The following is a 23,055-nucleotide window of genomic DNA, read 5'->3' as shown; positions in this document are numbered from 1 at the left end:
CAGGGGGATTAAAATGAGTTGTAATCAAGAAACGTGTACGTGTACAAATGTAGAGTGTCCAAGACATGGGAAATGTTGTGAGTGTATAAATTTTCATCTTGAAAAAGGAACACCTGTAAGCTGTATGAAAGAGATGTTAAAATCAAAAAAATAATTTAAAAAAAAGATCTCTAAAATAGTTAGAGGTCTTTTTTTGGTAAATAAATATAAAATTCACTAATAAATATAAATTAATTTGCAAAAGATATTTTTATAGTATATAACTATATTAGTAATTGCTTATAAACTTATATGATGGAGGGGGAGTTAGTCGTGATAAAATATATATTTTCTTTTGCTTGGCTGAATCAGGGAACAACATGGATTCTTAATAGGGTTGGAGTAGATACAGGAGAAAGGTTCGGCGGCTCCATTCATTTTTTTATCTATGATACTATAAAAATTTTGATACTTCTTTCAATGATGGTATTTATAATCTCGTATATGAGAAGTTATTTTTCTGTAGAAAGAACAAAAAAAATATTGGAAAAATTAGGAGGATTCAAGGCTCATGTAGCTGCCAGTCTCTTAGGGATAGTAACACCTTTTTGTTCGTGTTCTAGTGTTCCGCTTTTCATAGGATTTATAGAGGGAGGGATACCCCTTGGTGTAACTTTTTCTTTTTTGATAACTTCTCCGATAGTAAATGAAGCTGCTTTTGTTATTCTTTTGGGGATATTTGGTCCAAAAATAGCAGGATACTATGTATTTTCAGGGGTAGTATTGGGAGTAATAGGAGGATATATAATTCACCTTTTAAAATTAGAGAGATATGTAGAGGACTATGTATATAAAATAAAGATGGGAGATACTATCATAAAAACTCTTTCTAAAAGGGAGAGGATAGAATTTGCAAAATCCAATGTAAAAGATATAGTTGGAAGGATATGGAAATATCTTCTTATAGGGATAGGGATAGGGGCTCTCATCCATGGATGGGCTCCTGAAGAGATCCTTTCAAAGTATGCAGGACCTGAAAATCCATTGGCAGTATTGTTTGCAACGATTATAGCTATTCCCCTTTATTCAAATGCAATGGGAACTATTCCAATTGCGGAAGCTCTTATAAATAAAGGAGTGGGGATGGGAACTGCTATGGCATTTATGATGGCAACTACGGCTTTATCACTCCCTGAGATGATTCTTTTGAGAAAGGTTATAAAGCCTAAATTAATAACTGTATTTACAGGGATAACAGGAGTAGGAATAATAGCAGTTGGATATTTATTTAATATGATTATATAAAGGGGAAAATTTTTTTTAATATGAATGATAGATTTTTTAATAAAATAAAAAATAAGAAGAATATATCTATTTTAAAATAGGGGGAACTAAAAATGGAAATAAAGGTATTAGGAACAGGGTGTAAAAAATGTGATGACCTATATGACAATGTGATAAAGGCTCTTTCAAAGGCTGGTAAGGATGCAGATGTAGAAAAGGTGGAGGATATTGTATCGATCATGTCCTTTGGAGTGATGAGTAGTCCAGCACTTGTTATTGATGGAGAGGTAGTAGTGACTGGAAGAGTTGCTCAGATAGAAGAGATAATAAATTTTATCAAGTAGTAAAATTATTGATTGTATAAAAAGGGGGAAACAATAGTGAAGAAGAAAAAACTTTATCTGCTTACGGGGTTTTTAGGAGCAGGAAAAACAACCACATTAAAGGGGATTTTAAAAGATCTGTCTCAAAGTAAAAATGCTGTTATTATGAATGAATTTGGTAAAACGGGAATAGATGGAAGTTTATTAAAAGAATTTGATATAGAACTTTCAGAGATTAACAGAGGATCTATCTTTTGCAGCTGTCTTCAAATAAATTTTGTTACTGAGCTTGCAAGGATAGCGAAAACTGATGTGGACAGAGTATTTGTAGAGGGATCTGGGCTGGCAGACCCTTCTAATATAGGAGAAATTTTAGAGGCTTTAAAGGCCTATATGAAAGTAGAAGATAATCCATATATTTATTCAGGAGCAATATGTATCGTAGATGCAAGAACATTTTTAGCTGAGGTAGACGGAATTGAGGCTATAACTAACCAGATACAACAGGCACACATGGTAGTAATAAATAAATCTGATCTTGTAGAGGATACCTCTGTTATAAGGGATAAAATAGCATTTATAAATCCTGATGCAGATATTCATAGAACTACTTTTGGAAAGATAGGAATAGAGTTTTTTAATAGAGAAGGAGATTTCTTACAAAATATTGTTAAAAAAGAAACCACCAATACTGTAGATACAAAACCAAAAACATTTACTATGAATATTAAATCTGAAATTTCTCATTCGGAACTAAATAATTTTTTAGAAGAGATAGGGCCTATGGTCTATAGAGTAAAGGGATTCACCCAGGTAGAGGGCGATATGATGAAGGTTGATATGGTAGGAAGTATGATAGATGTGGAAAAGAGTACCCAAGGATGGGATGATTCGACCCTTGTTTTTTTGACTAAAAAAATAGAAGGGGTGAGTGTACCGCAGATATTAAAAGGAATAATCGATGCGTGGAAGAAACACACCACAGTAGATATGAAGATGATGAATGGATAGAAGCTGATAAAATCAGCTCAGAATATAAAAAAGCCGAGATTTTAATTCTTGGCTTTTTTGAATTTTATTATTATAGCTAGTTAGATGTGATCTTATTCTTTTATTTAACTTTAGTTATATTTCTCCCGGATTCTTTAGCGAGATAGAGGAGTTTATCGGCAGCTTTGATAACTTCACTTATATCCTGACCCTTGAGATATTCTGCGACTCCTAAACTAATGGTAGTTCCTGATGAAAAATCATTTATTTTGAGAGTTTCTATTTTTTTTCTTAATTCTTCAGCATAAAAATAAGCATCTTTGGATATAATATTAGGCAGAACTATAAGGAATTCTTCTCCTCCAAATCGAGCGGCTACCCCTTTTTTCCCAATAACATCTTTTATTATATCAGCAACTTTTTTTAATACAACATCCCCAAAAGGATGGCCATAACTATCATTTATTTTTTTAAAGTGATCGACATCTCCCATGATGATGGAAAATCCTTTATCCTGGGTATCTTTGTCTGCTAGAAAATCAAAGATATATCTTCTGTTGAAAAGTCCTGTGAGATCATCGGTCAAGGCCATTTTTTCCATCTTTCTTCTATTTTCTTCTAATTCAGTTACATCATTCATGATGAGAAGAGCCATATCGTCACTATTAAATTTAACGTGTTTACAGGAATAGAGAAAATATTTTTTTACCTTTTCGCCATTCATATAAAATTCTCTGGAAAGAACATTTCCCGAGTGGTTGGATCTGTCAGCAAGGGTTGAGATGATGGTTTTTCTGAGATTACAGGTATTACAGAAAGTAGTTTCACCGCAATTCTTCCCTTCTTCGACGGCATGACGGCACCCAAGGGCATTTCCACATTTTTTTCCCTCTATCTGATTTAGATCTTTATGGAGCATATTTTTAAGAAAAGGATTTACGGATTCTACCTTTATATCCTGATTTACTACCATTACATTGCTCTCTAGATTATCCATGAGAACTTCAAGAAAATTTTCAGATTTTTTTAATTCTTCGATATTCAAGTTATTTCCTCCCTAGGTAAGTATTAAAATGCCAATGACTTATATATTATAATAGTGTATTATATTTTACTATATAATTCAAATTAGAATAGTTAAATAATTTCCACACCATTTTCCCTTAATTTCTCCTCGAATTGTTTTTCAGGTTTTTCATCTACAACTATAACGTCCAGATCATCTATGGTCCCAAAGTTATATATTCCATAGGAATATAATTTATCTTTTTCACATACAAAATAGACCTTTGATGCCATTTGAATCATGGCTTTTTTTAAAGTTACTTCATTGGAATCAAAGATACTAATATTTCCCTTTTGAACATCTATTCCTGCTCCTCCTAAAAAAAGTTTTTGTGTATTTATTTTACGGACAGAGTCTAAAGCCAGTCCTCCCAGAAATGTTCCTAGAATACTATGATAAGTGCCACCAATGCCGATAAGCTCAATCTTATCTATCCCATCCAAACATTTCATGATGCCTAACATGTTAGTTACTACAGTTATTTTTTTAGGTGATTCAGCTAATTTTTCAGCGAGCATAAGATTTGTACTGGAAGAATCTAAAAATATTATCTCACCTTCCTCTATAATTTTATAGAGTTTATTGGTTATCTTTTTTTTTCCTCCTAAATTAGTGACTTTTCTATGGTTAAGGGAGATGTCTGTAGGGATCTCTTTTTTTAATATAGCTCCTCCATGGGTTCTTTCTAATTTTCCCTCTTCCTCTAAAAGTTTCAAATCCTTTCGTATGATTACTTCGCTTACATCGAAGGTAAGACTTAATTCTTTTACCCTTACCTTAGTTTTATCCATAAGAATCTTTAATATTTCTAGTCTTCTCTCTTGGGCAAACATTTAAACCCCTCCTATTTTTTAATTTAATTATATCATAAATTCTATAAAAAATAATTTTCCTTGACTTTTGAAACTAAATGAAATAAAATAAAATCAAAAGAAAGCAAAAATAACTAAGTGAAACGTTTTGAAAAGGAGGATCTAATGAAAATTAAATTAATGTCTAGTAATGGTGAGGTAATAACCCTTAATTTGTCGTTCCCGTATATCTATAATAGATACAAGGTGAAAAAACTTTTAAAAGAAGGATACAGCCTTGTGGGAGAAGAGGATGTAACTATTGCACTAAAACTAAAGCTATATTAAAAAATTTAATCTGAAAGCCAAAATAATAACCTGTAGGATAGAGCTGAACTTTAGTTTCTATTCTGCAGGTTATTTATATATTAATATTATAATTAAAATATTAATATATAGGAAATAAGGAATATATCTAGTAAAAGATCCTTATAAATGCTAGGATAAAGAGACAAATTTTTACATTAAATTTTAGCTTTCAGGAGGAATTATGACTAAAAAACAACTATTTGCCATCCTCGATCCAAAAACTTGGTCGGCATCTGTTATTCCGGTACTTGTGGGAACCCTTTATTCAACATATCGATTTGAAAACTTTAGATTCGATCTATTTATAGCCATGTTACTTTCAGCAGTAGGAGCACAATGTTTTGCAAATGTAATCAATGATTATTCCGATTATGTGAGTGGTTTAGATACTATAGATACAGTACATGACAGAGAGGGAAGCATTTTGGTTTTTGATGGCATTCCCCTTATTCAAGTAAAAAAATTGATGGTCTATCTGGTACTATGTACATTAATTCCAGCATTCTATCTTCTACTTCATGGAGGAATTGTGGTTGCTATTATTGGGGGAATAGGGTTTTTAGTAGCATATTTTTACTCTGCAGGGCCGCTACCTATATCTAAAACATTTTTAGGGGAGTTATTCTCGGGAATTACCATGGGTGGACTTATAACCTGGTTAGCGTACTATGTTCAGAGTGGTTATATAGATAAAAATATTATATTAATTTCAATACCACTGATAATCTACATAGGTTCTATCCTCCTTACAAATGGTCTTTGTGATATAGAAAAAGATCGAGCGACTAGGGTTACAATTCCAATTATTATGGGAAGAGAGAGATCTATAGACATCTTAAAGTTCTCCTATATAATGATGTATATTTTTGTGTTTTTAAGTGTTATTCTTAAAATTTTACCTATCTCAATGTTTTTAATTTTTTTATCGGTTCCATTAATTAGGAAAAAACTTAAGTTTATCACAGTCGAAAATATATCTTTAAAAAGTAGATCTAATATTATGGGGAATTCAGTTTTATCAGGGATTATTTTTTACCTCTTCTATATAATAATTATTTTAGGAGAAATTTTAAGGAGTGAGTTTTTATAATGGCGATTGAAAGGGATAAGGAGAGGAGAGCTCATAATGTATTTCAAAATATTTCATCTTGCTATGATTTTATGAATGATATTATTACCCTTGGAATACATAGACTATGGAAAAAAGATCTTATTAAAAATATCCCGATGAAAAGTGAAAGGGTATTGGATGTATGCTGTGGTACGGGAGATATAGCTATTGGAATGGGGAATAAATTAAAGACTTCCCAGATAAAAGCCCTTGATTTTAGTGATAAAATGCTTCAAGTTGCCAGAAAAAGAATGATGGCAGAACAACTAAAAAATATAGAGTTTATTCAGGGGAGTGCACTTTCTCTCCCTTTTAAAGACAGCAGCTTTGATACTGTTACTATTTCATTTGGAATTAGAAATACATCTGATTATGGAAAGGTTCTCAGGGAGATAAATCGTGTTTTGACCCCTGGAGGGATATTTTTTTGTATGGAGGCTTCCTATCCAGAGCCATTTCTACTCAGGAAAATTCTGAAAGCTTACTGTAAGTTTTTAGTTCCCATTATGGGGAAGTTTTTAGCAAGGTCCTATGGAGAATATCGTTGGTTAGATGAATCTGTGGAGGCTTTTATACCCAAAGAAGAACTCACAGGACTTATAGAGGAAGCAGGATTTACCGATATAAATCTTAAAACCTACCTTTTTGGGAGCTGTACTCTGCATTTTGGAATTAAAGGAGGAAAAGATGATCACTAAAAAATATTTTGATCTCATAGAGAAAGAATATTTGATGGATATTTCTCATATATCGAAAAAAGATTATATAGAGGAAGCTTTTAAAATGGCTTATCTCATCCTTTTTTTCCATAACTCTAAAAGTGATACGGATGGAAAGAAACTACTTCTAGGAGATCTCTTCATATCTCTTTTAAACAGACACCTCCTAATCTTAGACAGGGAACTTTTAAAAAAAATCACAGATAGGGTTACTCTTTGCTATTCTGAAAAAGTTACCTATGGAAAATGTGATTACAAAGAAGAGCTCTTAGAACTCCTAAGGGAGGTGAGTTGAGTTGATATATACAAAAGAATTGGCAGGGATAGAGGAAAATATTGAGATTCTAATGGAATCCATAGAGGATGAATTCACCAAAAAAGAGACTAAGAGGCTTATAAGCTCAGGTGGTAAACGATTGAGACCTCTTTTTCTGATCTTAGCTGCTAAGGCTGGAACAATCAATAAAAAGTGCTATGAAGCAGCGGCTTCTTTGGAACTCCTTCATACTTCGTCTCTAATTCACGATGATATAATTGATCATGGAGAAATGAGGAGGAGCCGAGAAACTACGGTGAATATTTATGGAAGAGAAAAGGCTGTTTCTGTAGGGGGTATCCTTTCTTTTTTTGCCATGGATAAAATTATCTCTTTAGGCAGTGAAAAAGCTTCAGCTGCTATGATAGATACCTTAGAAACTCTTTGTTTAGGAGAACTAAAACAATTGGATGAAAGATATAATTTTGAAATAGATTATTGTGATTATATAACCAGAATCTCTGGAAAAACAGCTTCTCTTTTTGCTCTCTCATGTATCATGGGAGGTATTCTATCTGGAGTAACCGAGGACATGATAAAGAAACTCTACAATATTGGTTTTAATATAGGATGTAGTTTTCAAATTTTAGATGACATCTTGGATATAACTGGTTTAGAAAAAGAAACCGGGAAGGTATGTGGTCAAGATATACAGGGAGGAATAATTACTCTTCCTTATCTGCTCTTAATGGGAAAAGATTCTGCTTTTAAGAAGAAAATCCTTTCAGTGACCTACAAATCCCAAAAACCTGAGTTTGATGAACTGACAAGTGAAGTTAGAAAAAGTTCTGCTTTAGAGGAAACCTATGGTGTGAGTAACTTATTTTTAGATAAGGCTTTAGAGGTTCTTTCTAGCTTGGACTCTCCTGAAGTGGAAGAAAAATTTACATATATCATAAAAAAGCTATATAGGATGTAAGTTTACAACTTATTAATTATAAAAAGATCAAAATAAAAGGGAAAGCTAGGCTTTCCCTTTTATTTTGATCTTTTTATACATCATATCTTTTTAGTATTTCCTCTGAAAGATTTTTGGTGTCACCTTTAGATGGGACTCCTTCCTCTTTTTTTCTTTCATGGAGGGGGATATCTCCTAATATGATATTTGGATTTATTCCCTCCTTAGTAAGGATGATTTTAGAGTTATCTTTCAAAGATTCTTCTACTACTTCTAATCTCTTAAGATCTTTGGCATTTCCTACAAAATACTGCCTAGCTGCTTCATTGACAAGTTTTATAGCCTGAGCCTGACCTTCAGCTACTTTTATTTTAGCTTCCCTTCTACCCTCAGCAATTTGTATAAGTGCCAATTTATCTTGTTCCGCAGCTTCAAATCTACCTGTAGCCAAAAGACGCATAGCTCGCCTCTCTTGTTCAGCGGTTTTTTGCTTGTGCATGGCTGCCTTTATATCTGCTGGAGGATCGATGACCTTTATTTCTACCTTAGTTACAGTTATTCCCCATTCTTCTGCTAATTTATCCAATGATACCTGCATATCCATAGCTATCTTTCCTCTGGCTGTCAAACTTTCATCTAAAGTCAATTTACCAAATTCCTGTCTGAGATTTGTCTGGGCTAATTTCATCACAGCGTTTCTCCAATTGTCGATATTATAAAAAGTTTTCTTTATCTCTTTTTCAGGGTAGAGAGGTCTTGCCCAGACTATTCCATCTACATTTATCTCGACATTATCCTTAGTTATGACATTTTGAGGAGCGATATCCATAGTGTGTTCTCTCACATCCCTGATCCTGGTTATCTCAAAAATAGGAAGTTGAACGTGAAATCCTGGCTCTGCAAACCTCCGATATTTTCCAAAAAGTTCCACTATTCCTCTCTGATATTGTCTGACCCAGTATATTGGGAAATATTTTATCTTCATAACCGCCTCCTTTATACATAAATACAGTAATTTTTTCTATAATATATATGTTATGTTTTTTTAGGGATTTCCTTTTTTCTCCTGAAGTATATTTTATAGGACACACGTATTAAAAGAAACGGTTAAATGGTTTAACAATGACAAAGGGTTTAGATTTATTTTGATATCCTCTTTGATTTTTAATCTTTTGAATTAAAAAAAATATAGTGTTATTATAAGTTAGATGAAAATGAATAAGGGGGTAGTAAAGTGAAATTAAAAGTTTTAGTCGATAATAACACTTATATTGACCAATATTATTGTGGTGAACCTGCTGTTTCGTATTATATTGAAGATGAGGATACTAGTTTACTGTTAGATGTAGGATATTCTGATTTATTTTTAAAAAATGCAACTGCACTAGGTATAAATTTAGAAAATATAAGCACTATTGTTATTTCACATGGTCACGATGACCATACAAGAGGGTTAAAATACTATTTTGGAGAAAATCATAAAAAAAATATTTCTGTTATTGCTCATCCAGATGCATTTAATGAAAAAGAAATTAATGGTTTAAAAATTTGTTCTCCTATTTTAGTAGAGGAGTTGAAAGAAAAATGTAATTTGATTCTTTCAAAACAACCTATTAAAGTTAGTAAAAATATAATATTTCTAGGAGAAATACCTCAAATGAATAATTTTGAAAATCGAAAAGCTATTGGCACACAAACTATTGATGGGGATTCAGTCGACGATTATGTAATGGATGATTCAGCCCTTGCATATAAAAATGAAAACGGTATTTATATTATTACAGGATGTTCACATAGTGGGATATGCAATATAATAGAATATGCAAAAAAAGTATGTAAAGATGATAGAGTATTGGGAGTTATAGGAGGATTTCATTTATTTGAAGTAAACGAACAGATCAATAAAACTATAGATTATCTAGTAGAAAATGATTTGAAAGAATTATATCCTTCACATTGTACTTCATTTTCTGTTAGAGCAGAAATAAATAAAACTTTGCCTGTAAAAGAAGTTGGAGTAGGTTTAGAAATAACTTGGTAAGGTACAGAATTGATAGTCCTGTCTTCGTTTTTTCATCTTAGATACACTCAGTCCGATAAAAAAGAGATAACCTTAAATTAAAGTTATTTCTTTTATTTTTGTTTTTCTTTATTCAAAATGTGTTATATATATTGTTCATTAAAAACAATATACTTGATATTGCATTATTTTGTATTGACTTTAAACTCATACAAATAATATAATTTGATGAATAATATGTTATAGGAGGCGATGGAAATTAGGTATTTAGGGGAAATAATGGCGTTAGTAGCAGCACTTGGAATGGCAGGAGGATCGATTTCCTTTGAAGTAGCAGGGAAAAAAGTAGGTTCCCTTACGGTAAATATTGTGAGACTTATACAGGGGATGATTTTTTTAAGTATTACTTCTCTATACATGAGGGGCTTGCCCTTACCAACAGATGCCAGTTTAAAAGAATATACATTTTTAGGGATATCTGGTTTCATAGGGATGTTTTTAGGTGATCTATTTATGTTTGAATCCTTTGTTCTGTTAGGAGCACGTATAACTACCTTGATAATGACTACGGTTCCTGTAGTAACTGCACTTACAGCATGGATTTTACTTGGGGAAACATTGAGTTTTCAAGAGGGAATAGCTGTGCTACTTACCATAGGCGGGATATTTTTGGTGATGTTTTATGGGAATGGAAAGGGAGAGAAAAAAGAAAAATTCCCAATAAAGGGTATTCTCTGTGCCATAGGTGGAGTTTTAGGGCAGTCTTTGGGAATGGTCTTCAGTAAAATAGGTCTTGAATCCTATGATCCTATCGCTGCTACCCAGATCAGAATAATTGTAGCGACAATAGCCTTTATAATCCTTATATCCATGAGAGGAAAATGGGGAGAAGTAAAAGAAGGAATGAAAGATAAAAAAGCTCTTAAATGGTTAGTTGTAGGATCGTTTTTTGGCCCATTTATAGGAGTTACAGCGATGCTTATAGCGTTAAAAAATGCAAGTGCAGGAATAGTTTCTACACTTTCGTCTACAAGTCCAATACTGGTAATACCATTTTGTATATTGATATTCAAGGAAAGGGTGAAACCTGTAGAAATTTTAGGAGCTGTTATATCTGTAGGAGGAGCGTCACTTTTCTTTATTTAGTTTGCTTAAAAGGAACCGGAGGTTCCTTTTTTTAGTCTAGAGAAGTTCATTTTTCAGGGTATCACGTTGCTTTTTTTATTTAGTTATACATGATATAATTAGTGGAATAAAATAAAATAAAATTAAATGGAGGTAAGCAAATTGGAAAATATTTGGTTCCCATATACACAGATGAAGACTATGAGTACACCTATCCAAATAGAAAAGGGGGAAGGGGTATATTTATATACTAAAGAGGGAGATAAATTAATAGATACCGTTTCTTCTTGGTGGTGTGCAATTCATGGATATAATAATATAGAGATAAATAATGCTATAAAAGATCAAGTGGACAAGATGTCCCATATCATGTTGGGAGGGCTGGTACATGAGCCTGTTATGGATTTTAGTAAGAAAGTAGCGAGTATCCTTCCAGGAGACTTAAATCATTGTTTTTTTTCCGACAGTGGATCTGTAGGGGTTGAAGTAGCTTTAAAGATGGCAGTTCAATATTTTAGTAATGTGGGTAAAAGAAAGGCAAAATTTATATCTTTTACAGATTCATATCATGGAGATACATGGAAAGCTATGGAAGTAGGAGATGATCCGGATTATCATAAGGCCTTTAAGGGAGAAAGTATCCCACAAAACTTTTATGTGGAGCCAGGGAATATAAAGCAATTAGAAGAAATATTGAAAAAACATTCTGAACAGATAGCAGGATTTATAGTGGAACCAATTTTACAGGGAGCAGGAGGATTTAAGATCCATTCGAGGGAGTACCTGAAAAATGCCCGTAAACTCTGTGATAAATATGATGTACTATTTATATTTGATGAGGTAGCCACAGGATTTGGCCGGACAGGAGATCTGTTTGTTGCTTCTGAAGATTTGGTTCCAGATATTATAGTCTTAGGAAAAGCTCTAACTGGTGGATACTTAGGTCATTCTGTGACAGTGGCTACAGATGAGATCTATAATAGATTTTATTCTGATTCTCCAGAAGATGCCTTTATGCATGGGCCTACATTTATGGGGAATCCTCTTGCCTGTGCAGCAGGATTAAAATCAATTGAAATATTTGAGAGGGAAGACTATCTGTCTAAGATAAAAAAGATAGAATCGATTCTTATGAAGTTAAACGAAATAGATCATCCTCTTATAAAGGAAGTCAGAGTAATCGGTGGGTGTGGATGTGTAGAGGTAACAGATAACAAAATTCTAAAGGGATTTAAGGATTATTGTTTTTCAAAAGGGATATGGAATAGAACATTTTTGGACTTTGCATATATCATGCCACCTTATATAATATCTACAGATGAACTAAATTATGTAGTTGAAACCTTTAAAACTTGGTTTGAGCAGGAACAGAAAGATGTTTTATAAGGAGCTTGAGAAAGAACTAGAGGAACTAAAAAAACAATCTAATTATAGGGAATTAAAGGTTATTGAGGACAGTTATATTTTAGATTTTTCCTCCAATGATTACCTGAATTTAAATTTGGATAAAAGTTTCAAGAAAAATTTTACAGATAATCTAGTTCACAATGATATTTCATTTGGAAGTTGTGGTTCTAGACTTTTAGGGGGAAACTATAGGGAAATTAGGGATTTTGAAGATGAGATAGATGAAGTCTTTCAGAAAAAATCTTTAGTTTTTGGAAGTGGATATGACGCCAACACTACAGTTATAGAGACCTTTTATTCTAAAGGAGATATAATTTTTACCGATAGGTATAATCATGCCAGCATCTATGATGGCCTTATAAATTCCGGAGTTAAGATAGTGAGATATAAACATTTAGACTATATAGACCTAGAGAAAAAATTAGAAAAATATAGGGACACCTGTAAAAAATCTCTAATTATAACAGAGAGTATCTACAGTATGGATGGAGATATAGTCGATTTAGATAGGGTAGTTTCATTAAAAAAAAGGTATGATTCACAGCTTTATCTGGATGAAGCACATTCGTATGGTGTTTTAAGTTATGGATTAGCTTATACCAAATCTTTGGTGAAAGATGTAGATTTTATCATGTTGGGCTTGGGAAAGGGTGGTTCTAGTAACGGTGGGATACTGATATTAGATGATATTGCAAGATCATATATAATAAACAAGGGAAGAAAATTTATCTATACAACAGCTCCATCTCCTATTCAGACCAACTGGAACAGGTATGTATTTAAAAATATGCCATCTTTAGAGGATAAAAGGAAAAAATTAAATTTATTGAAAGAATCATTTTATAAAAAATTAAAGGAAAAAAATATAGAAACTATAAGTACAGAGCAGATCATAAGTATAGTTATTGGAGATAATAAAAGGTGTATAGATATATCTCAAACTTTGAGAAAAGAGGGGTATCTTGTCTACCCGATTAAGGAACCTACAGTTCCAAAGGGAACAGCCAGGATAAGACTTACACTAACAGCAGATATGGAAGTAGATAAACTAGAAAAGTTTGTAGATAAACTCAGCCATGAATTATACTAATGAATATAATTAAATTTTATAAAGGGTCGTTAGGAGGTGTCAGATGAAGTTAATATTATTTTTTAATGGATGGGGAGTTCCGAAAGAGATCTTTAAATTTTTAGCACGAGATGATTTTGAAGTCAGGATTATAGATTTGGAAGAAAAAGTAGATTTAGAGGATCTAAAAAAATATGAGGAGATAGATGTTATTGCCTGGTCATTTGGGGTATATAATGCTTCAAAACAATTGGGAGATCTAAAAGATATAACTTTAAATAAAGTAGTCGCAATAAATGGGAGTACAAATGCAATCCATAGAAGGTATGGAATTTCTCCTATAATATTTGATCGAACTCTAAAAAATTTAGATATGAATACATATTTAGAATTTATGAAAAATACTGGTTTGGATATCTTAGAGGTTGAAGATGAAGAAGTTATAACAAAATACAAGGATATATTAGCTGAATTTGGTGAAAATTACCGGGAGATTCCATCGATATTCAAATATTCATTGATCTCTACCAAGGACAGAATTTTTTCCTCTAGAAGCTTGATGAATTACTATAAAGGAATGAAATACAAACTTATCGAGGAAGAGCATTACCCCTTTGATAGGTGGAATAGCTGGGGAGAGATATTGGATGAATTTTGATAAAAAGTTTGACAGATATGAGGAAAATGCTCATATTCAAAAAGTTGTAGCAAAAGAACTAATAAATTTAGTTCCTAAAAAAAAATATAATACTATTTTTGAAATTGGTGCCGGAACAGGAGTTTTGACCAAGAATATAGTAAAAAATATAGAGTATAAAAATTTAATAGTCAACGATAAATACTTTGAGAGTGAAGAATATATAAAAGACCTGCCTTCTGTAGAATTTATAGGAGGAAATATTGAAAAAATAGAGATAAAGGAAATGGATTTAATTATATCTAGCTCAGTATTTCAATGGATAGAAGATAAAGATAAATTATTTGAAAAAATATCTAGTGCTACAGATACTTTGGTATTTTCCATCTATATAAAGGGAAATTTAGGGGAAATTTCAGATCATTTTGGGATATCATTAAAATATTTGGATATGAAAGAATTAAAAACACTTCTAACTCCTTATTTTAAAAATATTATGGAATATGAGAAGGAGTTTAAATTAGCTTTTGATACTCCCATGGAGGGATTAAAACACCTTAAAAATACTGGAGTAACAGGTATAGGGTATACAAATACACAGATGATTAGGAGTTATTTATCAAAACAATTGACTTATAGAGTTGGATATTTTGTCTGCGAAAAATAATGTTAAGAGATATTTGGAATCCCAAGGGGGAATATAATGAAAAAATATATAGACATTGAATCCTGGCCTAGGAAAGCACAGTATAAACTTTTTAAACAGATGGATTATCCTCATTTTAATATCTGTGCCAATGTAGATATAACTGAGATGTATTCCTATGTAAAGAAAAATGAGATATCTTTTTTCAGAGCAATGATATTTTTTACTTCTAAAATTGCAAATAATATAACAGAGTTTAAGTATAGGATGGAGGATGAGAAGATAGTACAATATGATTTTGTCCACCCGGCTTTTACATTTCTGACCCAGTCAGAAGTCTTCAGCTTTTGTAATGTTGATTATACAGATGATTTTCACTGTTTTATGGAGAGAGTTGAAGAAAAACTAGAACTATTAAATGGAAAGGTTGATGTAGAAGATGAACCTAATAGGGATGATCGTGTATTTATTACCAGTATTCCATGGGTTTCATTTACAAGTGTAACTCACCCAATAAATTTATCACCTAGTGATTCCATACCAAGGATAGCATGGGGAAAATATTTTGAAGAAAATGGGAAATTAAAATTACCGGTTTCAGTTCAGGTAAACCATGCATTGATGGATGGTCTTCATGTAGGAAAATACTTTTCTTTATTACAGGATAGTTTAGATAACCCAAGTAAAAACCTATAGATTGTTTATTACAGGGGATACGGAATTATTCTATAGATTATTTCAAAGAAAGTTTTTGAGAAATATGATAGAATATATGTTGAAATTTTAGGAGGTTAGGATGAATTATTCAGATAAATTATTTATACAGGAAGCTAAGGATATATTAGCTGGAGCTACAAATGACGGATTAGACGGAGTAAGACCTGTGTGGTCAGACGGAACTACTGCAAATACAGTAGCAAAATTTGCATCAATTACAAGATATGACTTGTCTAAAGGGTTACCGATAACTACTTTAAGACGTCAATATTGGAAGGGTGCTATACAGGAATTGATATGGATATGGGTAAAAAATTCTAATAATATCAAAGATCTTCCATTAAAAATATGGGATTCTTGGGCTGATGAAAATGGAAGTATCGGTAAAGCCTATGGATATCAGTTAGGAAAAAAGATAGATTTTCCTGAAGGAAATATGACTCAGGTAGAGAGAGTAATATATCTGTTGAAGAATAAACCTGGTGACAGAAGGATGGTAGTAACTATCTGGAACAATGAAGATATGAAAGATATGGGTCTGGTTCCTTGTGCTCATACTATTACTTTTTCTGTGATAGGTGGGAAACTTAATGCAGTCTTAGATCAACGTTCAGGAGATTTCTTAGCGGCTTCAGGACCTGGAGGATACAATGAGATACAATATGCTACTCTAGTGTATATGATGGCTCATATAGCAGGATTAGAAGTAGGGGAGTTTGTTCATCTAACTGTAAATCACCATATCTATGACAGACATATAGATTATGTAAAAGAAATGATTACCATTGGAGAAGAATTTGATACAGAATCAGAGCTACCAAAATTAATCATTAAAAACGAGGTAGAGAACTTCTTTGATTTTACCATCGATGATTTTGACCTAGTAGGATATGAACCCAAATCTAAGTCAAATAAGATTGAGATAGCTATATAGGAGGAAAATTTATGATTAATATGATCTATTCTATCTCCTACAAGGAGAACATAGTTGGAAACAGTGATACAAATGACTTGGTATTTAATATCAGGGAAGATCTTCAATTTTTTAAAGAGATGACCATTGGAACTACTATGATAATGGGAAGAAAAACCTTTGAATCTTTGCCTACTGGGGGATTACCTAAAAGGAAACATGTGATAGTTTCAAATAAAATAAAAACAACAGAAGATGCCAAAGAAATTTTAGGTGAAAAATATATTGAAAATTTAACATTTATAAATTTAGATGGGTTAGAGGAGTATATCAAGGAAGAAAGTAAGACTAATAATATTTCGATAATTGGAGGAGCTATGCTTTATTCTCACTTTTTAGAGGATAAAAATCTATTTGCTCTAGTTTCTAATGTCTATGCTACTGAGGTGGAAAGAATACCGGTGATTGAAAACCCTGTAAGACTGATGGGGCACGTTAATCTAAAAGAAAAATGCAATTCTGAAGTTGTTAAAATTGGTCAGGGAAAAGATCGATTGGACAACAACAATTTAGTAGATTACAAAGTAATTAGATATTTCAAAGGATAGTTTGAAAATAGATGATTACATTAAAACATACACTAATAAAAGCAGCCATTTCGGCTGCTTTTATTAGTTATTATTATCTACCTATTCTGAATATATAATTCCCATATACACTTTAATTATTGTCTCTAAAGCTTGAAAATCATAACCAAAGGAAGGACTGTGTAGTGGTGAAGTATGTCCCTTCTCCTCATCCCTTATTCCTGTAAAAAACATAAAAGTAGGAGCTATATTCCTATAGAAGGAAAAGTCTTCCGATCCTGTCATTTTTTTAGAGTCCTCATACTTAACATCCAAACTTTTTAAGACCTCGGTCATCTTTCTATATAGTTGTGAATCATTAATCATAGGAGGATAGTTTGGCTGGAAATCCATATTAATCTTGATACCATAGGCTTCTTCGTATCCCCGATTTATGGATTCCATCCTTTTTTTAGATATCTCTATATATTTAGGATCAAACACCCTTATTGTACCCTCTAGCTCTATATTATTAGGTATAATATTTCTTGCTCCTCCAGGTTTAAACTCGCCATCTATCTTAGATCCTGTCAAAAATTTACCTATAGTCAAGATATACATATCATCTGGATCAATATTTCTAGATCTTATTGTTTGATATGCACCTATGAGATCAGATATCACCACTACAATATCTATTCCCATATGAGGGTAGGCACCATGACACCCCTGGCCTTCTATATCCCAGTTAAGGTTTATATTTTGAGCAGATAAATAGCCTTCTCTGATAGATACGATCCCCTGAGATATATCTGGTTTCACATGGGTTGCAAAAAAGCATTTTATTCTATCCTTATATTTTTCAAAAGACTCACTTTTTATTATATATTTAGCTCCTCCTACTCCCTCCTCTCCAGGTTGGAAGATAAATAAAAGAGATTTTTTTAGTTTTATTCCTTTTTTTATATTTTCATCTACCCGTAAGATTGTTTCAAGTAAAGCTGATGCGTGTCCCGAATGACCGCAAGCATGAGAAAAACCAGAATTTAAAGATGGTGAGATATGATTTGAATCATCTGCTAGTGGAAGTGCATCTATATCTGCTCTAAAAGCCGTGACCTCAAGATCCTCTCCTTGAAAATAAACTAAAGTCCCTGTTTCTGCTGAAATATCATAGGGAATCCCCCTTTTGTTCAAGCTGTTTCTTATAAATTCTGCAGTTTTATATTCCTTTAAGGCTATTTCAGGCATAGAGTGTAATACCTTATCTATCTCGCACAATCTACTCAATTTCTATTCCTCCTCTTACAATATTTTTTCTAGAAGCTAAATATCTAGGATATTAAATAGTTAAGATCTATCCTTTCTGACCTTTTTTCTATTCCATCTTTCCTAGCAAAATAAATTTTCAAAAAAAGTTTCTCTAAAAAAACTTAAGCTTAGAGTGTTCGCCATAATGTATATACGTCACAATACCTAAAAAGTCAAGTTTTAGAAGGCTATAAGTTGAGAGCTTATGAAGCTTTGCCTATGGAGAAAACAGCTAATTAAAGGGTAGCTAGAAGGAAAATATTGATAAAACTTGTATTCTATAATCAAATGAAAATAAAAAAAGGGGGAACTTATGAAATATCTTATATTAGGAAATGGAATTGCAGGAATATCTGCTGCGATTTCTGTGAGAGAACACGATGTAACAGGGGAAATATCTGTTGTAACCAAGTCACCTATGCCATTTTATTACAGGATAAGACTTATTGAATATCTTGCAAAAAAAACACCTATAGAAAAATTGATAGCTTATGGAGATGCTTATTATGATGATAAGGAGATAAAAGTAACTTTAAATAAGGAGGCTGTTAGGATAGATAGTGAAAATAAAAAAGTAGAATTTGAAGATGGAAGTGTAATGACTTATGACAGGCTACTTTTGGCTACAGGAGCTAGACCTCGTTACCCAAATATAGAAGGGATGGATAAGAAAGGCATCCTTAAATTTCGTGGAGCCAGTGATTCAGATGAGATAATAAGGCATATAGAGATATGTGATCGTGTTGTGGTATTAGGGGGAGGAATTTTAGGGATAGAAGCTGCTAATTCATTGGTAAACTCAGGCAAAGATGTTACTGTGATAGAATCGGCTGATAGGTTGCTCCACAGGCAATTAGACAGGGAAGGGTCTGATATATTACAAAAGACATTAGAGGAAAAGAATATAAAATTTATATTGGGAAAAACTATTAAAAAGGTTTTAGGTGATAAAAGTGTAAAGGGAATAGAGTTTGAAGATGGGACGATTTTCGATACAGGATGCGTAGTTCTTTCAGCAGGGATTATTCCAAGACTGGAGTTATGTGAAAGTGGAGGGATTGAGTTTAATAAAGGAATTATTGTGGACGAACATATGGAGACTAATGTGAAGGGAATTTTTGCTGCTGGAGATGCTGCTGAATATAAGGGAACCCTTTATGGACTATGGGCACCTTCTAAAGAACAAGGAGAAGTAGCTGGTGGGAATATGACAGGGATCAAGATTCGTAACTATAACCCTACTATGCCTGAGGTACGTCTTAAAGTTACAGGGATATCTCTATTTTCGGGTGGGAATATAGATGAAAATGGGGCAGTTGTCTATAGATATAATAAAAACGGTATATATAGAAAATTTTTTGTAAGGGATAATAGGATAGTTGGAGCTATTCTTATAGGTGATATGAAAACATCCATGAGAGCTGGGCATTTTATAAGGTCAAAAGAGGGACCTGAAGCTTTGGATGGATTGTACGAATAAACAAATTAAATATCAAAAAAGCTGCTTATATAGCAGCTTTTTTGATATTTAATTTTATTTTTTAGAGATGAGGTATTTCTCCATAACAGGATTTTCATCTAAGTGGGGTATAAAGTTATTGAGGTAAAAAACATAGTAAAGGAGGAATGTGCATTATGTCTATAAGTACTAAGGGTGGAGATAGAGGAAAAACATCTCTTTGGAGCGGCGAAAGAATAGCAAAGAATAATGTCAGGGTAGAAGCCTATGGAACAATAGATGAGTTGAATTCACACCTTGGAGAAGCAAAACATTATGTGAAACTAGAAAAGGTAAAAGAGATAATAGAAGGGATACAGCATGATCTATTCAGGGTTGGAGGAAGTTTGGCTACTGTAGGGGGATTTAGTAAACCAGTTGAAAAGTATCATGTCGACCACATCACGAATATGGTGCATGAGCTGGAAAAAGAGTTTGAATTCAAAGGTTTTATAGTGCCGGGAATGACGCTGCAGTCTGCTAAACTAGATATAGCCAGAACTATAGCCAGGAGAGCTGAAAGAAGGATACTATCCTTGGCAGATGAGACAGAAATAAGTGAAGAAGTGAAAAAATATATAAACAGACTTTCTGATCTTATATATCTTTTAGCAAGGCTAGAAGAAAAAGCTGAGGGGAAGTTAAAGTTAGAGGAATGGAAATAATCACTTTCATAAAATTAAAGTTACCATAGAATAAATAATTATTTTAAAGACTTATACCATCATCTATCCTTTTATAGGAGTTTTTAGAGTGAGAATTGAGCTATTCTTATTATTTTTTTTTTTCATCTTTTGTAGTATAATAGAATTATAGAAGAGAAAGCTTGTAAACATAAGGATAGAGGTGATAAGGTGAAAAAAGTAAAGTTAATATATAATCCATTTTCAGGGAATAATAAAATAATAAATGAGATAGATACGATAATAGGAGTATATCAAAAACACGGATATCAATTAATACCGTTTAGAATCTCCTATGAAGCTTCTTTAGAAGATGCTTTTACAGATTTGAATGATGGGGGTTGGGATCATCTACTCCTAGCTGGTGGAGATGGATCAGTTAGTGACAGTATCAATATGATGAAAAAAAAGAAAATAGATCTACCTGTTGGTATCTTACCCACGGGAACAGCCAATGATTTTGCTAAATGTATAGGAATACCTGGTACTATGGGAGAAGCCTGTGAACAGATAATAAATTCTAAATCAAAAAAAATAGATCTAGGATACGTCAATGGAAAATTTTTTATAAATGTACTGAGTTTTGGATTGTTTACAGAAGTATCGCAAAACACTCCTACAAATCTTAAAAATACCATGGGAAAATTGGCTTATTATATCAATGGGATCAAGGAACTTCCAAAATTTAAGAAATTAAAGGTCTTTGTAGAGGGAGAAGAATATTTTTATGTAGGAGATGCTTTTTTAGTATTTATTTTTAACGGGAAAACAGCTGGGAACATTAATATTGCATATAAAGCAGAGTTAGATGATGGAATGTTAGATGTAATAATAGTAAAAGCAGATCTAGTACATACAGCTAAATCATTTTTAAACTTTTTAATTAGAAATCATTTAGAAGACAGTGATGATGGGATAACTTATTTCAGAACCAATAATATCAGGATAGATTGTGCTGAAGAGATCCGTACCGATATAGATGGAGAAAAAGGACCAGAGTTTCCACTACATATAAGCTGTAAAGAACATAGTTTAAATATCCTAGGATATAGGAAGGTCGAACCCAAACATATAGACAAATTTTTAGAAAATCTGAGATCGAGCTTACCTAAAAAAACAAAGTAATTTATACTAGAGGAGGGGGTAACTATGAACCTAAAATACTTTTCAACATTAAAATTTATATTTATTAAAGCTACAAATGATCTGTTTCCAAATTCAAAAGTAAAGATTCTTCACTCACTAAATAATGGAGTTTTAGGAGAAATCATAAGGGAAAATAGTATCACAGAAGAGGAAGTTCAATTGATCAAAGAAAGGATGAGTGAGATAATACATTCGGATATCCTTGTAAAGAGACAAGATATGAAAAGTTGTAAATTTGTTAAAAATTCATGTTTTGATCGTAGGGAAGATATAGCCAGATTGGTTGAATATTCACCTGATCATGATATAAGTTTATATGAGATGGATGGATTTTATGACTTTTTCCACAATGGGTTGTTCCCCAGCACTGGTTATATTAACTTATTTGATATCCTAAAATATGAAGATGACAATGGAATAATTTTAAAAGCCCCTGTGAAAGAAGGGGTATATACGCTTCCTAAAACTGTAGATCACCCTAAATTAGCAAAGATATTTTGTGAGAGTGAAAGGTGGGGTGAAATATTGGATATTCCAGATGTAGGAGCACTGAATAAAATAAGCCAAGAGGATGATATCGGAGAATTAATAAGAGTCAATGAGGCATTACATGAAAAAAAATTAGCTTATATAGCAGATGAGATAACTAACTGTAGAGATATTAAACTGGTTACGGTAGCGGGGCCTTCTTCATCAGGAAAAACTACATTTACCAAAAGGCTAGCTATTCAGTTAAGGGCAAATGGAGTAAAACCGGTAGTGGTATCTTTGGACAATTATTATAGAGGAAGAAAATATATCCCTTTAGATGAAAATGGGGAAAAAGATTTTGAATCTATAGATGGATTGGATTTAAATTTATTGAATGACCATCTGGTCAAGTTAACAGCAGGGGAGGAAGTAGAAGTTCCTATATATAATTTTCATACTGGACAGAGGGAAACCAAGGGAGTCAAGACTCAGCTTTCTGAAAATGGACTATTATTGATAGAAGGAATTCATGGTCTAAATGAAAAATTAACCAGTCATATTGAGAAAAAACATAAATTTAAGATCTACATTAGTTGTTTGACTGCATTAAATATTGATGATCATAATAGGATACCAACAAGTGAAGTTAGGAAATTAAGAAGAATTGTGAGGGATTCATTGTCCCGTGGAACTTCTGCTAATGGAACTTTGGATATGTGGGACTCTATACGAAAAGGAGAGGGAAAAAATATTTTCCCGTACCAGGAAGAAGCTGATGCAATATTTAACTCTAATTTAATATATGAATTAGGAGTATTAAAAAGATATGCAACAAAGGAGTTGGAGAAGATAGACTCATCTAGCCAACACTATGAGGAAGCTATAAGACTCATAAAATTCTTGAGTTACTTCAGAGAAATAGATAAAGAACTGGTACCAGATAATTCCATATTAAAGGAATTTATAGGTGGAAGTTATTTTTATAAGTATTAGATGGAGG

General features: G+C 32.5%; 26 protein-coding genes. 22 read left to right on the top strand and 4 right to left on the bottom strand.

Translation table 11 applies throughout. From position 1 onward, the window contains the following. Positions 1-13 precede the first annotated feature (13 nt). From K337_RS20125 to K337_RS0116365, 4 genes are all read left to right on the top strand, one after another. Positions 14-154: a hypothetical protein gene (locus tag K337_RS20125; protein WP_169712899.1), complete on the top strand. Its 141-nt coding sequence runs from the start codon at positions 14-16 to the stop codon at positions 152-154. Positions 155-312: 158 nt separating this feature from the next. Next, a complete protein-coding gene (locus K337_RS0116375; protein ID WP_028857542.1) occupies positions 313-1,284 on the top strand; it encodes a permease in 972 nt (323 codons plus the stop codon). Positions 1,285-1,376: 92 nt separating this feature from the next. Further along, positions 1,377-1,607 carry a thioredoxin family protein gene (locus K337_RS0116370; protein ID WP_028857541.1) on the top strand — a complete coding sequence of 77 codons (231 nt, stop codon included), beginning with the start codon at positions 1,377-1,379 and terminating at the stop codon, positions 1,605-1,607. Positions 1,608-1,643: 36 nt separating this feature from the next. Further along, on the top strand, positions 1,644-2,597 hold the full coding sequence (locus K337_RS0116365) for a CobW family GTP-binding protein (RefSeq protein WP_051251871.1): 954 nt from the start codon (positions 1,644-1,646) through the stop codon (positions 2,595-2,597). Between the two features lie 100 nt (positions 2,598-2,697). On the opposite strand, the gene K337_RS19450 is transcribed toward K337_RS0116365, so the two are convergent. Then, positions 2,698-3,621, bottom strand: coding sequence for a sensor domain-containing diguanylate cyclase (locus K337_RS19450; RefSeq protein WP_028857539.1), 924 nt, complete (start codon positions 3,619-3,621; stop codon positions 2,698-2,700). A 92-nt stretch (positions 3,622-3,713) separates the two neighbouring features. Next, the gene (locus K337_RS0116355) at positions 3,714-4,475 is read right to left on the bottom strand and encodes a DeoR/GlpR family DNA-binding transcription regulator (protein ID WP_028857538.1); all 762 of its coding nucleotides are present in this window, start codon (positions 4,473-4,475) and stop codon (positions 3,714-3,716) included. Between the two features lie 144 nt (positions 4,476-4,619). Between K337_RS0116355 and K337_RS20050 the strand changes: the two genes are divergently transcribed. From K337_RS20050 to K337_RS0116330, 5 genes are all read left to right on the top strand, one after another. Beyond that, complete coding sequence (locus K337_RS20050; RefSeq protein ID WP_156877414.1) at positions 4,620-4,781, top strand: hypothetical protein; 162 nt, start codon at positions 4,620-4,622, stop codon at positions 4,779-4,781. Positions 4,782-4,983: 202 nt separating this feature from the next. Further along, entirely contained in the window at positions 4,984-5,892 is a 909-nt protein-coding gene (locus tag K337_RS0116345; protein WP_028857537.1) for a prenyltransferase, read from the top strand. Then, positions 5,892-6,611: a demethylmenaquinone methyltransferase gene (locus tag K337_RS0116340; protein ID WP_051251869.1), complete on the top strand. Its 720-nt coding sequence runs from the start codon at positions 5,892-5,894 to the stop codon at positions 6,609-6,611. Before K337_RS0116345 ends, K337_RS0116340 begins: the two co-directional genes overlap by 1 nt. Beyond that, positions 6,601-6,927 carry a hypothetical protein gene (locus K337_RS0116335; protein ID WP_028857535.1) on the top strand — a complete coding sequence of 109 codons (327 nt, stop codon included), beginning with the start codon at positions 6,601-6,603 and terminating at the stop codon, positions 6,925-6,927. The genes K337_RS0116340 and K337_RS0116335 overlap by 11 nt, the downstream gene beginning before the upstream one ends. 1 nt (position 6,928) lies before the next feature. Beyond that, the gene (locus K337_RS0116330; RefSeq protein WP_028857534.1) at positions 6,929-7,867 is read left to right on the top strand and encodes a polyprenyl synthetase family protein; all 939 of its coding nucleotides are present in this window, start codon (positions 6,929-6,931) and stop codon (positions 7,865-7,867) included. A gap of 73 nt (positions 7,868-7,940) precedes the next feature. On the opposite strand, the gene K337_RS18880 is transcribed toward K337_RS0116330, so the two are convergent. Next, on the bottom strand, positions 7,941-8,831 hold the full coding sequence (locus K337_RS18880; RefSeq protein ID WP_051251868.1) for an SPFH domain-containing protein: 891 nt from the start codon (positions 8,829-8,831) through the stop codon (positions 7,941-7,943). Positions 8,832-9,080: 249 nt separating this feature from the next. On the opposite strand from K337_RS18880, the gene K337_RS0116320 reads away from it, so the two are divergent. The 9 genes from K337_RS0116320 (at position 9,081) to K337_RS19445 (ending at position 16,988) form a co-directional block, all read left to right on the top strand. Continuing rightward, complete coding sequence (locus K337_RS0116320; protein WP_028857533.1) at positions 9,081-9,887, top strand: MBL fold metallo-hydrolase; 807 nt, start codon at positions 9,081-9,083, stop codon at positions 9,885-9,887. A gap of 231 nt (positions 9,888-10,118) precedes the next feature. After that, positions 10,119-11,012: a DMT family transporter gene (locus tag K337_RS0116315; protein WP_028857532.1), complete on the top strand. Its 894-nt coding sequence runs from the start codon at positions 10,119-10,121 to the stop codon at positions 11,010-11,012. A 141-nt stretch (positions 11,013-11,153) separates the two neighbouring features. Beyond that, a complete protein-coding gene (gene bioA / locus K337_RS0116310) occupies positions 11,154-12,377 on the top strand; it encodes an adenosylmethionine--8-amino-7-oxononanoate transaminase (RefSeq protein WP_245584904.1) in 1,224 nt (407 codons plus the stop codon). Beyond that, positions 12,367-13,488, top strand: coding sequence for an aminotransferase class I/II-fold pyridoxal phosphate-dependent enzyme (locus K337_RS0116305; protein WP_028857530.1), 1,122 nt, complete (start codon positions 12,367-12,369; stop codon positions 13,486-13,488). The genes bioA and K337_RS0116305 overlap by 11 nt, the downstream gene beginning before the upstream one ends. Positions 13,489-13,531: 43 nt before the next feature. Continuing rightward, entirely contained in the window at positions 13,532-14,125 is a 594-nt protein-coding gene (locus tag K337_RS0116300) for a pimeloyl-ACP methyl esterase BioG family protein (RefSeq protein ID WP_028857529.1), read from the top strand. Further along, entirely contained in the window at positions 14,115-14,771 is a 657-nt protein-coding gene (locus K337_RS0116295) for a methyltransferase domain-containing protein (RefSeq protein WP_028857528.1), read from the top strand. Before K337_RS0116300 ends, K337_RS0116295 begins: the two co-directional genes overlap by 11 nt. A gap of 36 nt (positions 14,772-14,807) precedes the next feature. After that, positions 14,808-15,446 carry a chloramphenicol acetyltransferase gene (locus K337_RS0116290; protein WP_037030042.1) on the top strand — a complete coding sequence of 213 codons (639 nt, stop codon included), beginning with the start codon at positions 14,808-14,810 and terminating at the stop codon, positions 15,444-15,446. A gap of 100 nt (positions 15,447-15,546) precedes the next feature. Continuing rightward, a complete protein-coding gene (thyA, locus tag K337_RS0116285) occupies positions 15,547-16,401 on the top strand; it encodes a thymidylate synthase (RefSeq protein ID WP_028857526.1) in 855 nt (284 codons plus the stop codon). 11 nt (positions 16,402-16,412) lie between these two features. Beyond that, positions 16,413-16,988: a dihydrofolate reductase gene (locus K337_RS19445; protein ID WP_051251866.1), complete on the top strand. Its 576-nt coding sequence runs from the start codon at positions 16,413-16,415 to the stop codon at positions 16,986-16,988. Between the two features lie 81 nt (positions 16,989-17,069). Here the strand turns inward: K337_RS19445 and K337_RS0116275 are convergent, their stop codons facing one another. Further along, positions 17,070-18,236, bottom strand: a complete 1,167-nt coding sequence (locus K337_RS0116275; protein ID WP_028857525.1) for a M20 metallopeptidase family protein — start codon at positions 18,234-18,236, stop codon at positions 17,070-17,072. Positions 18,237-18,570: 334 nt separating this feature from the next. Here K337_RS0116275 and K337_RS18870 point away from each other — a divergent pair, with 334 nt between their 5' ends. The 4 genes from K337_RS18870 (at position 18,571) to K337_RS0116255 (ending at position 23,048) form a co-directional block, all read left to right on the top strand. Next, complete coding sequence (locus tag K337_RS18870) at positions 18,571-19,737, top strand: NAD(P)/FAD-dependent oxidoreductase (protein WP_051251864.1); 1,167 nt, start codon at positions 18,571-18,573, stop codon at positions 19,735-19,737. A 155-nt stretch (positions 19,738-19,892) separates the two neighbouring features. Continuing rightward, the gene (locus K337_RS0116265; protein WP_028857524.1) at positions 19,893-20,420 is read left to right on the top strand and encodes a cob(I)yrinic acid a,c-diamide adenosyltransferase; all 528 of its coding nucleotides are present in this window, start codon (positions 19,893-19,895) and stop codon (positions 20,418-20,420) included. Positions 20,421-20,609: 189 nt separating this feature from the next. Continuing rightward, positions 20,610-21,563 carry a YegS/Rv2252/BmrU family lipid kinase gene (locus tag K337_RS0116260; RefSeq protein ID WP_028857523.1) on the top strand — a complete coding sequence of 318 codons (954 nt, stop codon included), beginning with the start codon at positions 20,610-20,612 and terminating at the stop codon, positions 21,561-21,563. A gap of 24 nt (positions 21,564-21,587) precedes the next feature. Next, a complete protein-coding gene (locus K337_RS0116255; protein ID WP_037030041.1) occupies positions 21,588-23,048 on the top strand; it encodes a nucleoside kinase in 1,461 nt (486 codons plus the stop codon). Positions 23,049-23,055: the final 7 nt, after the last annotated feature.

Source organism: Psychrilyobacter atlanticus DSM 19335 (genome assembly GCF_000426625.1).
Classification (GTDB): domain Bacteria; phylum Fusobacteriota; class Fusobacteriia; order Fusobacteriales; family Fusobacteriaceae; genus Psychrilyobacter; species Psychrilyobacter atlanticus.
Note: the sequence above shows the minus strand (reverse complement) of the source record. Positions and strands in the feature narration are given on the sequence as shown.

Bases quoted from the DNA above. Each gene is read 5' to 3' on its own strand.
- K337_RS20125 (WP_169712899.1), top strand. From the start codon at position 14: ATGAGTTGTAATCAAGAAACGTGTACGTGTACAAATGTAGAGTGTCCA.
- K337_RS0116370 (WP_028857541.1), top strand. From the start codon at position 1,377: ATGGAAATAAAGGTATTAGGAACAGGGTGTAAAAAATGTGATGACCTA.
- K337_RS0116355 (WP_028857538.1), bottom strand. From the start codon at position 4,475: ATGTTTGCCCAAGAGAGAAGACTAGAAATATTAAAGATTCTTATGGAT.
- K337_RS20050 (WP_156877414.1), top strand. From the start codon at position 4,620: ATGAAAATTAAATTAATGTCTAGTAATGGTGAGGTAATAACCCTTAAT.
- K337_RS0116345 (WP_028857537.1), top strand. From the start codon at position 4,984: ATGACTAAAAAACAACTATTTGCCATCCTCGATCCAAAAACTTGGTCG.
- K337_RS0116340 (WP_051251869.1), top strand. From the start codon at position 5,892: ATGGCGATTGAAAGGGATAAGGAGAGGAGAGCTCATAATGTATTTCAA.
- K337_RS0116335 (WP_028857535.1), top strand. From the start codon at position 6,601: ATGATCACTAAAAAATATTTTGATCTCATAGAGAAAGAATATTTGATG.
- K337_RS18880 (WP_051251868.1), bottom strand. From the start codon at position 8,831: ATGAAGATAAAATATTTCCCAATATACTGGGTCAGACAATATCAGAGA.
- K337_RS0116315 (WP_028857532.1), top strand. From the start codon at position 10,119: ATGGAAATTAGGTATTTAGGGGAAATAATGGCGTTAGTAGCAGCACTT.
- K337_RS0116305 (WP_028857530.1), top strand. From the start codon at position 12,367: ATGTTTTATAAGGAGCTTGAGAAAGAACTAGAGGAACTAAAAAAACAA.
- K337_RS0116300 (WP_028857529.1), top strand. From the start codon at position 13,532: ATGAAGTTAATATTATTTTTTAATGGATGGGGAGTTCCGAAAGAGATC.
- K337_RS0116295 (WP_028857528.1), top strand. From the start codon at position 14,115: ATGAATTTTGATAAAAAGTTTGACAGATATGAGGAAAATGCTCATATT.
- K337_RS0116290 (WP_037030042.1), top strand. From the start codon at position 14,808: ATGAAAAAATATATAGACATTGAATCCTGGCCTAGGAAAGCACAGTAT.
- thyA (WP_028857526.1), top strand. From the start codon at position 15,547: ATGAATTATTCAGATAAATTATTTATACAGGAAGCTAAGGATATATTA.
- K337_RS19445 (WP_051251866.1), top strand. From the start codon at position 16,413: ATGATTAATATGATCTATTCTATCTCCTACAAGGAGAACATAGTTGGA.
- K337_RS18870 (WP_051251864.1), top strand. From the start codon at position 18,571: ATGAAATATCTTATATTAGGAAATGGAATTGCAGGAATATCTGCTGCG.
- K337_RS0116265 (WP_028857524.1), top strand. From the start codon at position 19,893: ATGTCTATAAGTACTAAGGGTGGAGATAGAGGAAAAACATCTCTTTGG.
- K337_RS0116255 (WP_037030041.1), top strand. From the start codon at position 21,588: ATGAACCTAAAATACTTTTCAACATTAAAATTTATATTTATTAAAGCT.